The organism is Cellulomonas humilata, from assembly GCF_030814415.1.
Taxonomy (GTDB): domain Bacteria; phylum Actinomycetota; class Actinomycetes; order Actinomycetales; family Cellulomonadaceae; genus Cellulomonas; species Cellulomonas humilata_A.
Genome location: NZ_JAUSVB010000006.1, coordinates 129588 through 140618, shown reverse-complemented (window position 1 = coordinate 140618; position 11031 = coordinate 129588). Strand labels below are relative to the sequence as shown.

Here is an 11031-nt window from a genome sequence, read left to right as displayed (position 1 = left end):
GGCCGCAATGGCTCATAGCGTCGTCCTGTCATCAACCGAGAGGACTTCCCGTGACCATCACGACCACCACCCACCTGAACTTCCGTGGCGACGCCCGCGCGGCGCTGGAGCTCTACCGGTCTGTCTTCGGCGGAGAGATCGTCCTCGTCACCTACCAGGACGCGCACAGCGCGCAGGACCCCGCGGAGGCCGAGCAGATCATGTGGGGCCAGGTCCGGTCCGACGACGGCTTCCACGTCATGGCCTACGACGTCCCCGGCCGCCTCCCGTACGAGCCGGGCGTCAACGCGGTGTTCGTGTCCGTGCGCGGTACCGACGCCGACGAGATCACTGCCTGCTGGACGGGCCTGTCCGCGGGCGCGACGGTCGTGCAGGAGCTCGCTCCCGCCGGGTGGTCGCCGCTCTACGGCATGCTCCGGGACCGGTTCGGTGTGGTCTGGGTGCTCGACGTCGTCGCCGAGCACACCGCGTCGTAGCCCGCTGACCTGCACACCAGCACCAGATCTGTGCACCCACAGACCACCGCGCGTGGTCTGTGGGTGCCACAGTGCTGATCAACCGGTCGGACGAACCGGACAGGCGACGAGGAACGAGGTGGCGTCATGACCGCTCCCGACACGATCGTGCTCATCCACGGCTTCTGGGTCACGCCCCGCTCCTGGGAGGGCTGGAAGGCGCACTACGAGGCCAAGGGCTACACGGTCCACACGCCCGGCTACCCGGGCTTCGAGGTGGAGGTCGAGGCGCTGCGGGCCGACCCGACGCCCATCGCGAACCTCACGGTCGAGGCGATCGCGAACCACCTCGACGAGTTCATCGGCTCGCTGGACACGCCCACCAAGCCGATCCTGATGGGCCACTCCGCGGGCGGGACGTTCCTGCAGCTGATGCTGGACCGCGGGCACGGCAGCGCCGCGGTCGCGCTGAACTCGGCGCCGGTCGAGGGGGTGCTCGTCACCCCGTGGTCGCAGCTCAAGTCGGTGTTCCCCGTCGTGAAGAACCCCGCGAACCACCACCGCGCGGTCGGCCTGTCGTTCGAGGAGTGGACGTACGCGTTCACCAACACGTACACGCCGGAGGAGTCGCAGTACTTCTACGACCGGTACCACATCCCCGCGTCGGGCCGCGTGCTCATCGACTCCGTGCTGGCGAACGTGCAGCCCGGCCACCAGGACGCGTGGGTCGACTTCAAGAACCCGAACCGGGTGCCGCTGCTGTTCCTGTCCGGCTCGGAGGACCACATCATGCCGCCGTCAGTGCAGGCGTCGAACGCCAAGCACTACAAGGGTGAGGGCACCGTCACCGAGCACGAGACCTACGACGGCCGTCCGCACCTCATGGTCGCCGGGCCCGGCTGGGAGGAGATCGCCGACCGCGCCCTGGAGTGGGCGCTCGCCCACGCCACCTCGAACGTCACGTCCGCCTGACGGTGTCGACGCTGACGTTCACGCACATCGGCGGCCCGACGGCGCTCCTCGAGGTCGACGGCTGGCGCATCCTGACCGACCCGACGTTCGACGCCCCCGGCCGGACCTACAAGTTCGGCTGGGGGACGTCGTCGCGCAAGACGACCGGTCCTGCGCTGTCGGTGGAGGAGGTCGGCGAGGTCGACGCGGTCCTGCTCAGCCACGACCACCACGCGGACAACCTCGACGACGCGGGCCGCGCGATGCTGGCCGGCGTCCCCGCGGTGCTGACCACCGTGCCGGGGGCGCGTCGGCTCGGTGCCCCCGCGCAGGGCCTGCACCCGTGGGAGACGACGACGCTGACCCACCCCGACCGTCCGACTCTGACGGTCACGGCGACCCCCGGCCGCCACGGACCGGTCGGCGCTCGAGCGATCATCGGGGCGGTCACCGGCTTCGGCCTCACGTGGGAGGGCCAGCAGCACGGCGCGGTGTGGGTGACCGGAGACACGGTGCTGACCTCCGAGGTGCGTCGGGTCCCCGAGCGGCTGCAGGTGGGCACGGTGGTCCTGCACCTCGGCGGGGTCCGGTTCCCCACGACCGGCCCGCTGCGCTACACGATGACGGTCGTGGACGGGCGCGAGCTGTGCCGGGAGCTGCGGCCGCGCACGGTGCTGCCGGTGCACCACGAGGGGTGGTCGCACTTCCTGGACAGCGCCGCGGCGCTGCAGCGACCGGAGCTCGCGCCCGACGGCGGGAGCACCGTATGGGCCGAGCGGGGGAAGCCGCAGGCCGTGGAGGTGTAGCGGCTCAGGCGCGGCGGCGGGGCCAGCTCAGCATGACGAACAGGTCGCGCTCGCCGCGGGCACCCTCGAGGACCGCTCGCGCCACCGCCGGCTCGCCCGCCTGCTCGGCCGACCACAGCTCGAAGTCGACCACCTGCGACCACCCCTCGGGCAGGTAGCCGAGGACCGTGGAGCCGTCGACGACCTTGACCACGTCGTGCTCGCTGCGCGCCAGCACGACGGCGAACCCGCGCTCCGACCGGTGGGCGCGCGCCGGTGCGGCGTCCTCGACGAAGCCCCGCACGCGCACGGGCACATGACCGCCACCGGCGGGCACCAGCCGGCCGGGCATCCGGGTCGAGGACGAGGGGTCCATGCGCGGAACCTACTCCGGCCCGGCACGTAGAGGAACGCGGCCGGGCTCCGTTCTTCGAGTGACAGTGCCAGTCTGGGCACGACGGAGAAGGAGCAGTCATGGCCAAGTACCTGCTGATCGTGGACTTCCAGAGCGGTCCCGACGAGTCGCCGATGTCGGAGTGGACTGACGACGAGGTCGCCGCGCACCTCAACTACTACGGGCGCCTGAACGCTGAGCTCACCGCCAACGGGGAGCTGGTGGGCGGCGAGGTCCTGACCGGGCCCGACCTGGCCAAGGTCGTGAGATCGGACGGGGTCACTCCGGTGATCACGGACGGTCCGTTCCAGGAGTTCAAGGAGTGGATCGCGGGCTACCAGATCGTCGACGTCGACTCCGAGGAGCGCGCGCTCGAGATCGCGGGGCTCGTCTCCGCGGTGCCGGGGCGCGGCGGGGTCCCGACGCAGCAGCCCATCCAGGTGCGCCGGATCATGGACGACGGCCCGTCGGGCGTCGAGGAGATGAACGCGTACCTCGAGACGGCGAGCAACCCGCGCTGAACGTCCCGAGCGACGTCGAGGACCTGCTGCGCGAGCTGGCGCCGCAGGTCCTCGGCACGCTCGCCCGCCGGTGGGGGGACTTCGACGCGGCCGAGGACGCGGTGCAGGAGGCACTGATCGCCGCCGCCCGGCACTGGTCGGCGGACGGTATCCCCGCGCAGCCCCGCGGCTGGCTGCTGCAGACGGCGTCGCGACGGATGGTCGACCAGTGGCGCAGCGACACCGCGCGCCGCGACCGGGAGGTCCGGGTCGCATCGGAGCCGTCGGCAGGCGGCGCGGCCCAGGACGACGACACCCTGACCGTGCTGTTCCTGTGCTGTCACCCGGTGCTCTCGCCCACGTCCGCGATCGCGCTGACCCTGCGCGCGGTCGGCGGGCTGACCACCGCGGAGATCGCCCGCGCCTTCCTCGTGCCCGAGGCGACGATGGCGCAGCGGATCAGCCGGGCCAAGCAGCGGGTCGCGGGTGAACGCTTCTCGATGCCGTCGCCCGACGAGCGCGCCGACCGGCTCCGCAGCGTCCTGCGCGTCCTCTACCTGATGTTCAACGAGGGCTACACCGGCAGCGCCGGCGACGACCTCACGCGCGTCGACCTGTCCGACGAGGCGATCCGTCTCGCGCGGCTCGTGCAGGCTGCCGACGACGACCCCGAGGTGGCCGGCCTGCTCGCCCTGGTGCTCCTGACGGACGCCCGACGTCCCGCCCGCACCGATGCGTCGGGCACCCCGGTGACGCTGGCCGACCAGGACCGAGGCTTGTGGGACCACGCGCGGGTCGCCGAGGGGACCGCGCTGCTCGACGGCGCGATCGGTCGAGGAGCCGTCGGCGAGTACCAGCTGCAGGCGGCGATCGCGGCGATCCACGACCGGGCGCGCAGCGCGGACGCGACGGACTGGCCGCAGATCCTCGCGCTGTACGAGCTGCTGGAGCGGATGACGGGCAGCCCCGTGGTGACCCTCAACCGGGCGGTCGCGACCGCGATGGTGCACGGGCCGGCTGTGGGCCTGGCGGTCCTGGACGGCGTCGACGGCACGCTCCCCCGCGTCGACCAGCTCAAGGCACACCTGCACGAGCTGGCGGGCGACCACGAGCTGGCCCTCACCCACTACCGTCGCGCGGCGGGCCGGGCGACGAACGTCGCGGAACGCCGGTACCTCGACGCGCAGGTGGCCCGGCTCGCCGGGGGGTCCGCGTGACCTTTCCGGCGTGGTCGGTGCAGGACATCGTCGCCGGACGCCCGGCCGTGCGGGTCAACCAGCTCGGGTACGTCCCGGGCCTGCCGATGCGAGCGACACTCGTCTCGGCCGACGTCGATCCGGTCGCGTTCACCGTCGTGCGCGATGACGGACTCGTCGCCCACGAGGGCAGGTCAGCGCCCTGGCCGGACCGACCCGAGCCCACCTCCGGCCTCCCCGTGCACGTGCTCGACCTCGGCGCGCTGGGCGAGGGCACGTTCCGCGTCGAGGCGCCGCCGTCGCGCAGCCACCCGTTCCGGGTGGGCGCCCGGTTGCACGCCGACCTGCGCGACGACGCCCTGCGCTTCTTCTCCCTGATGCGGTCGGGCACCGAGATCCTCGTCCCGGGCTACGAACGCCCGGCCGGCCATCGGGACACCGCCGTCCCCGCCTGGACCGGCCCGGACGCGCAGCGCCTCTACCCGGGCTGGCACGACGACGGCACGTACGACGTGTCGGGCGGCTGGTACGACGCGGGCGACTACGGCAAGTACGTCACCAGCGGGGCGATCGCGGTGTGGCAGCTGCTGGGCATCCTCGACCTGGTGCCGAGGCGTGGCGACATCTTGGAGGAGTGCCGGTGGCAGCTCGACTGGCTGCTGCGGATGCAGGTGCCGCCCGGGCGACCGCTGGCGGGCCTGGCGTTCCACCGTGTCCATGGCACCACGTGGTCCCCCGTGCCGGGCTGGCCGCACCTCGACCCGACCGAGCGCGTGCTGCACCGTCCGTCGACCACCGCGGCGCTCCACCTGGCTGCCGCCGCGGCGGCCGGCGCACGCCACTTCCGGTCGGTCGACCCCACCTACGCGCACCGGCTGGAGACGGCTGCACGGTCCGCCTATGACGCCGCCCGGCTGCACCCCGACGTGCTCGCCCCGGACGACCACGCCCGCCACGGCGGGGGACCGTACGACGACGGCGAGGTCGGCGACGACCTCTACTGGGCGGCCACCGAGCTGTGGCTCGCGACCGGGGACCACGCGTACGAGGTCGAGGTCCTGCGGGCAGCCGAGCACGCGTCGGACCCGTTCGACGCCGCAGGCTTCGACTTCAACGACGTCAGCGCCCCTGCCCGGCTCGACCTGGCACTGCACGGTGGCGGTCTGGCCGACCACGACCGGGTCGTCGACAGCGTGCGCGACGGCGCCGACCGGCTCGTCGCTCTGCAGGCGCAGCAGCCGTGGGGCCAGCCCTACGCACCTGCAGACGGATGGGGGTGGGGGTCGAACGGCCGGCTCCTGAACAACCTCGTCGTGCTGGGTGTGGCCCACCTGGTCACCGGTGAGACCGCCTACCGCGACGCCGTCGCGACGGGGGTGGACTACGTGCTGGGCCGCAACGCGCTCGGGCAGAGCTACGTGACCGGCTACGGCGCCGACCACAGCCACCACCAGCGCACCCGGCAGTTCGGCCACGACCTGGACCCCGCGATGCCCCCACCCCCGCCGGGCGCCCTGGCGGGCGGAGCGAACTCGGTCCCTGCGCCGGACTTCCCCTACGACACGCGTCTGGTCGGGCTGCCACCGCAGCTCTGCTACCTCGACGAACCCACGTCCGAGGTCACCAACGACGTGTGCGTCCGCTGGAACGCACCGCTCGCCTGGGTGGCCGCGTTCCTCACGGGCTGAGCAGCGCCTTCATCCTCGTGCGGACCAACCGGGCCGCGCGCTCGGGCGCCAGGCGGGCAAGGACGTCCATGACGGCCGCGTCCTTCCCGACGGTGACGCGGTAGGCGTCCCGCTCGACGCCGTCGAGGATGCGGCGCGCGGCCGTCGGCGACGACGCCATCATCTTCTCGACCTTCCGCGCCGCCGCGCCGGTGATCTCCGGCGGGCGCACCCCCGAGTTCTCGACGATTCCCGTGCGGGTCGCTCCGGGGAAGACGACCGTGACCGACACCGTGGTGCCGGCCAGCTCGGAATGCAGCCCCTCGGTGAGAAGGCGCACGGCCGCCTTCGACGCCCCGTAGACGGTCTGTCCGGGCACCGGCAGGAACGCACCCATGCTCGACACGTTGACCACGTGCGCTCGCGGCCTGGCGACGAGATGCGGCAGGAACGCCTTCGTCGTGTGCACCGGGCCCCAGAAGTTCACCGCGATCACCCGCTCGATGTCGTCGTACCCCAGGTCGAGCAGCGGGACGAACGGCTGGATGATGCCGGCACAGTTGATGAGGCCGTCGACCTGCCCGTGCTCGTCCACGACGGCTGCGGGGAGCGCCTCGACGGCCACCCGGTCGCTGACGTCGACGACGTGGACGGAGAGACGGTCGCCCGCCCGACCCGCCCGGGCCACGGTCTCCTCCAGGTGCTCGGCGGTCCGACTCACCGCGGCAACCCTGGCCCCTCGCGAGAGCAGCCCGAACACCAGCTCGCGGCCGATGCCGTCGCCGGCGCCCGTCACCACGACGGTCGTCCCTGCCACCTTCATCGCCGGCGCCCCCCTGCCGATCCGCTGCGCCGACCGTACTGCGGCGGAGAAGGTCGGCGCCGAGCTCCAACCGGGTTCGGCGCCGACCTTCTCAGACTCGGGTCAGACCGGCAGCCAGAGCGCCAGCACGTTCGGCGGCTCCCAGCCCGGCAGCGACGTGTGCGCCTGCCGGCACGAGTACCTCGTGCCGCCGTAGGTGACGACGTCGCCGACCTTGTAGGCCGTGTAGGCCGCCCACGTGCCGCTCGGCGTCGTCGGCGAGACCGTCGGTGTCGGTGTGGGCGTGCTGGTGGGGGTCGGCGTCGGGGTGCTCGTCGGCGTGGGCGTCTGCGTCGGGACCGTCCCGCCGATCAGCGACCGCACGTTGTCGCCGAACGTCCAGCCCTTCGACCCGTCCCAGTTGATCGACCACGTCATGAGCCCCTTGGGTGCCCCGCCGAGCTGCGACCACGCCTGCGAGACGAGCGCCGGCGACATGTACCCGCCGCCCGCACCGGGCTGGGCGGGGAGGCCGGGGACCTGCTTGTCGAACGGCACCCGGATCGTCGTGCCCTGGACAGTCAGGCCGGCGTCGAGGCACCGGGTCTGCGCGACGAAGCCCGCTACCGTGCCGGCGGCATAGGAGTTGCCGGCGCAGTCGTACATCGAGCCGTTGTAGTACTGCATGTTCAGCCACCAGAGGCGGCCGTTGTCGGCGTACTTCTTGATGATCGGCAGGTAGGAGCCCCAGATCGACCCGTAGACCACCGAGCCGCCGGTCACGTAGGCGGTCTCGGGTGCCATGGTCAGGCCGAACCCGGCGGGCATGGCCGCGAGGACCCCGTCGATGATGCGCACGAGGTTGGCCTGCGACGTCGACAACGTCCCGATGCTGCCGGAGCCGGTGAGCCCGGCCTCGATGTCGATGTCGATGCCGTCGAAGTTGTTGGCCTTGAGGATGGGCACGATCGTCGCGACGAAGCGGTCCGCGACCGCCGCGGACGACAGGTCGATGCTAGCGTTGGCCCCGCCGATAGACATCAGGATCGTGTGCCCCTGCGCCTTCGCGGCGCACATCTGGGCCGAGGTGGGGACGTCGACGCCGGTGTCCATCCCGTCGGCCCACTTCACCGTGCCGTCGGGCAGGATCACGGGGAACGCCGCCATCAGGACGTTGTAGCCGTGCTGCGCCTGGCGGGCGTCGTCGATCGGGATGTAGCCCATGCCGGGATGGACGCTGGAGTTGTCCCAGCTCTCCCAGTAGCCCTGCAGGACCTTGCCCGTCGGGCGGGACTTCTGGGCACAGGTGTCGGCCGCGCTGGCCGCGGACGCGTTGATGGTCAGGCCGACGGTGGCGACGAGGCCGGTGGCGACCACGGCTGAGAGCACAGCGGTGGCGAGGCGGCGTGGATGGACGTATCGAGGCATGGCGAAACCCTCCGGGAGCGAACGGACGGACGGGGCCGGCACCCGACCGTCACGAGGAGGGGTGCCGCGGGCGAGCACAGCGACGTCGTTGTCGCGGTGCTGGGTCGTCCGGGAGGGGCGGACGACCTGCGGATGACCGTATTGCCCGAGAGCGGGTGAATGGAAGGGGTCCTAACAAAACAGCCTCGCCTACCCTGGACGCGGACCCGACGTCGCGCTCCGCGCACGGCATCGCGTCCGGGGTGCGGTCCGGCGACCTGTCCGCCATCGTGACTTTCAGTGGCTCCACGCCACGCCGCCCCACGACAGGAGCCGCATCCGTGTCCACGACTTCTCCCTCGACGTCCGGCTGGACGACCTTCTGGAACCGGGGCGGGTGGTGGCGCGCGGTGCTCGTCGCCGTCGCGTATCTGGCCCTCTACATCCTCGGCGGCCAGCTCGTCGGCGCCCTCTTCGGCGACCAGGTCGACTCCGAGGACCTGTTCGCGACGCCCCAGAGCGTGTTCTTCGGGCTGTTCCTCCCGCTCGCGATCGGCGCCGTCGTGCTCATCGCGTTCGTCGCCTCCCTGCACTGGTTCCCGGCGCTGTTCGCGCGCCAGCCCATCGGTGGCCGGTGGTGGATGTGGCTCGCACCGGTCGCCGTCGTGGCCGCGATCGTGCTGCGGCTGCTCGGCATCGACTACGCCTCCTACGCCGCGGGGGTCGTGGCGGTCACGTTCATCTCCGGCCTGCTCGTGGGCTTCGTCGAGGAGATCCTCACGCGTGGCATCGCGGTGAAGATGCTGCGTGACGCGGGGAAGTCCGAGTGGGTGGTGATGGTGGTCTCGTCGCTGATCTTCGGGCTGCTGCACGCCTCGAACATCCTGGGCGGCCAGGAGGTCCTCACCGTCGCGCTGACCGTGGTCTTCGCCTTCGGGTTCGGCATCTGCATGTACCTGACCCTGCGGGTGACCGGGAACCTGATCTGGCCGATGCTCCTCCACGGCCTCTACGACCCGACGCTCTTCCTCGCGACGGGCGGCATCGACGAGGCTCACTCAGGCCCGCAGAGCGAGCTCCTCACTCTCGCCGGTCCGTCCAACATGATCTTCATCCTCATCGCGGTCGTCGGGCTGATCTTCGTGCGCGGCCGCGTGAAGCCGGCCCACGAGGGCGTCGTCGCATGATCGTCACCACGGCAGGGCTGGGGCGGACGTACGGGCGCAAGAGGGCAGTCGACGACGTCAGCTTCACCCTGCGGCCCGGTCGCCTGACCGGGTTCCTGGGTCCGAACGGGTCGGGCAAGTCCACGACGATGCGCCTGATGCTGGGCCTCGACCGCGGCGACGGCCGCACCGAGTGGGACGGCCAGCAGCTGCGTGACCTGGCGATCCCCGCACGGGCGGTGGGCGCGCACCTCGACGCGAAGGCGTTCCACCCGAAGCGGACGGTCCGTCGGCACCTGATGATGCACGCGGCGGCGAGCGGCGTCGGCGCCCGACGCGTCGCCGAGGTCCTCGACCTCGTCGGCCTGGGGTCGGTGGCCGACGACTCCCCCGGCGGGTTCTCGCTCGGGATGGCCCAGCGGGTCGGTCTGGCGACGGCGATCCTCGCGGAGCCGGACGTGCTGATGCTCGACGAGCCCTCGAACGGGCTGGACCCGCAGTCGATCCAGTGGCTGCGCGAGTTCCTGCGCGCGTACGCCCACGCCGGCCACACCGTCTTCGTGTCCAGCCACCTGCTGCCGGAGATGCAGCTCATGGCCGACCACGTGGTGGTCATCGGGCGCGGGACGGTCCTGGCCGACCAGTCCGTCGCCGACTTCGTCGACCGCAGCGCGTCCAGCCAGGTCCTCGTGCGGGTGGCGGACACCACGGCGGTGCTGAGCGCGGCCACCAGGGCCGGCCTCTCGGCGGTGTCCGAGGGTCCCGACGGGGTGGTGGTGACGGGGGCGTCGACCGAGCAGGTGGGGCTGCTGGTGCACGAGACCGGGCAGCCGGTCCGCGAGCTGGTCGCCCGGAACGCGTCGCTCGAGCAGGCGTTCATCGACCTGACCCGGGACGCGCAGGAGTACACCGGCGGGGAGGTCGCGTGATGGCGGGCATGCGCCGAGCACTGCTCTTCGAGGTGCGACGAGTGACGTCGGTGTGGTCCACCTGGATCCTGCTCGGGCTGATCTTCCTGGTCGGCCTCGCGACGAGCCTGAACCAGCTGCGGGGCCAGACCTCGGCCGACGACTTCCCGCTCGGCGCCGTCAACCACCTCACCGCCGGGGGCGTGCTCGCGGCGGCCATCGGGGCGTCCGCGATCGGGGCTGAGCTCCGCTGGAATACCCTGCGCGCGCTCTACACGGCCTTCCCCCGGCGCACGGACATCGTCCTGGCGAAGGTCGGGGTGGTCGTCGCGCTGCTGGTCGCCCTGAGCATCGTCTGCACCGCGGTGGACACCGCCGTGACCAGTGTGGCCGCCGGGGGCACCGGCTTCGACGGTGCGTGGTTCGGGCTGGGCACGCGCTCTGCCCTCGTGCTCGTGTGCTGGGGAGTGATCGGCTTCTCGATCGCCGCACTCACGCGCAGCCAGGTCGCGGGGTTCCTGGTGCCGGTCGCGGTGTCCTTCATCGTCGAGATCGGGCTCCTGTCGATCTTCCCGTCGAACACGCTCGCCTCCGTGCTGCCGTTCATCAACGCGTCCGAGGCGATCTCCGTGGGAGTACCGGCTGTCGAGGCTTTCGAGCGTGCCGCGGTGTTCGGTGGCTGGGCCGTCGTCCTGCTCGTCGCCGCCGTCGTGGTCCTGCGCCGACGGGACGCCTGACCGGCGGCCGGTGATCCTTGCCATCTTCGTCGTGAAACGATAGTTTTCTATCGTTAATCAATA

12 protein-coding genes are annotated in these 11031 nt (G+C 71.8%); 9 read left to right on the top strand and 3 right to left on the bottom strand.

The genetic code is table 11. The features are described from left to right. Window positions 1-50: 50 nt before the first annotated feature. From J2X26_RS19255 to J2X26_RS19245, 3 genes are all read left to right on the top strand, one after another. A complete protein-coding gene (locus tag J2X26_RS19255) occupies window positions 51-476 on the top strand; it encodes a VOC family protein (protein WP_307494326.1) in 426 nt (141 codons plus the stop codon). 126 nt (window positions 477-602) lie between these two features. Further along, on the top strand, window positions 603-1427 hold the full coding sequence (locus J2X26_RS19250; RefSeq protein WP_307494325.1) for an alpha/beta hydrolase: 825 nt from the start codon (window positions 603-605) through the stop codon (window positions 1425-1427). A 2-nt stretch (window positions 1428-1429) separates the two neighbouring features. Further along, a complete protein-coding gene (locus J2X26_RS19245; RefSeq protein ID WP_307494324.1) occupies window positions 1430-2212 on the top strand; it encodes an MBL fold metallo-hydrolase in 783 nt (260 codons plus the stop codon). Between the two features lie 4 nt (window positions 2213-2216). On the opposite strand, the gene J2X26_RS19240 is transcribed toward J2X26_RS19245, so the two are convergent. Then, window positions 2217-2567 (bottom strand): hypothetical protein, encoded by a 351-nt coding sequence (locus tag J2X26_RS19240; protein ID WP_307494323.1) that lies wholly within the window; start codon window positions 2565-2567, stop codon window positions 2217-2219. 98 nt (window positions 2568-2665) lie between these two features. Here J2X26_RS19240 and J2X26_RS19235 point away from each other — a divergent pair, with 98 nt between their 5' ends. Genes J2X26_RS19235 through J2X26_RS19225 form a run of 3 tightly spaced genes read left to right on the top strand, consistent with a single transcriptional unit; the run spans window position 2666 to window position 5969 of the window. After that, window positions 2666-3106 (top strand): YciI family protein, encoded by a 441-nt coding sequence (locus J2X26_RS19235; protein WP_307494322.1) that lies wholly within the window; start codon window positions 2666-2668, stop codon window positions 3104-3106. Next, complete coding sequence (locus J2X26_RS19230; RefSeq protein ID WP_307494562.1) at window positions 3103-4302, top strand: RNA polymerase sigma factor; 1200 nt, start codon at window positions 3103-3105, stop codon at window positions 4300-4302. The genes J2X26_RS19235 and J2X26_RS19230 overlap by 4 nt, the downstream gene beginning before the upstream one ends. After that, window positions 4299-5969, top strand: a complete 1671-nt coding sequence (locus J2X26_RS19225) for a glycoside hydrolase family 9 protein (RefSeq protein WP_307494321.1) — start codon at window positions 4299-4301, stop codon at window positions 5967-5969. The genes J2X26_RS19230 and J2X26_RS19225 overlap by 4 nt, the downstream gene beginning before the upstream one ends. On the opposite strand, the gene J2X26_RS19220 is transcribed toward J2X26_RS19225, so the two are convergent. Beyond that, entirely contained in the window at window positions 5959-6771 is an 813-nt protein-coding gene (locus J2X26_RS19220) for an SDR family NAD(P)-dependent oxidoreductase (protein ID WP_307494320.1), read from the bottom strand. The two genes, J2X26_RS19225 and J2X26_RS19220, sit on opposite strands and share 11 nt — an antisense overlap. A gap of 102 nt (window positions 6772-6873) precedes the next feature. Beyond that, window positions 6874-8178 carry a carbohydrate-binding protein gene (locus J2X26_RS19215; protein WP_307494319.1) on the bottom strand — a complete coding sequence of 435 codons (1305 nt, stop codon included), beginning with the start codon at window positions 8176-8178 and terminating at the stop codon, window positions 6874-6876. 320 nt (window positions 8179-8498) lie between these two features. Here J2X26_RS19215 and J2X26_RS19210 point away from each other — a divergent pair, with 320 nt between their 5' ends. The 3 genes from J2X26_RS19210 to J2X26_RS19200 are packed head-to-tail and all read left to right on the top strand — an operon-like array spanning window position 8499 to window position 10968. Continuing rightward, complete coding sequence (locus J2X26_RS19210; RefSeq protein WP_307494318.1) at window positions 8499-9344, top strand: CPBP family intramembrane glutamic endopeptidase; 846 nt, start codon at window positions 8499-8501, stop codon at window positions 9342-9344. Continuing rightward, window positions 9341-10252 (top strand): ATP-binding cassette domain-containing protein, encoded by a 912-nt coding sequence (locus J2X26_RS19205; protein WP_307494317.1) that lies wholly within the window; start codon window positions 9341-9343, stop codon window positions 10250-10252. The genes J2X26_RS19210 and J2X26_RS19205 overlap by 4 nt, the downstream gene beginning before the upstream one ends. 8 nt (window positions 10253-10260) lie before the next feature. Further along, window positions 10261-10968 carry a hypothetical protein gene (locus J2X26_RS19200; protein ID WP_307494316.1) on the top strand — a complete coding sequence of 236 codons (708 nt, stop codon included), beginning with the start codon at window positions 10261-10263 and terminating at the stop codon, window positions 10966-10968. The last annotated feature ends 63 nt before the right edge of the window (window positions 10969-11031 follow it).

Coding starts and splice junctions, on each gene's coding strand:
- J2X26_RS19250 (WP_307494325.1), top strand. CDS start 603: ATGACCGCTCCCGACACGATCGTGCTCATCCACGGCTTCTGGGTCACG.
- J2X26_RS19240 (WP_307494323.1), bottom strand. CDS start 2,567: ATGGACCCCTCGTCCTCGACCCGGATGCCCGGCCGGCTGGTGCCCGCC.
- J2X26_RS19235 (WP_307494322.1), top strand. CDS start 2,666: ATGGCCAAGTACCTGCTGATCGTGGACTTCCAGAGCGGTCCCGACGAG.
- J2X26_RS19220 (WP_307494320.1), bottom strand. CDS start 6,771: ATGAAGGTGGCAGGGACGACCGTCGTGGTGACGGGCGCCGGCGACGGC.
- J2X26_RS19215 (WP_307494319.1), bottom strand. CDS start 8,178: ATGCCTCGATACGTCCATCCACGCCGCCTCGCCACCGCTGTGCTCTCA.
- J2X26_RS19205 (WP_307494317.1), top strand. CDS start 9,341: ATGATCGTCACCACGGCAGGGCTGGGGCGGACGTACGGGCGCAAGAGG.
- J2X26_RS19200 (WP_307494316.1), top strand. CDS start 10,261: ATGCGCCGAGCACTGCTCTTCGAGGTGCGACGAGTGACGTCGGTGTGG.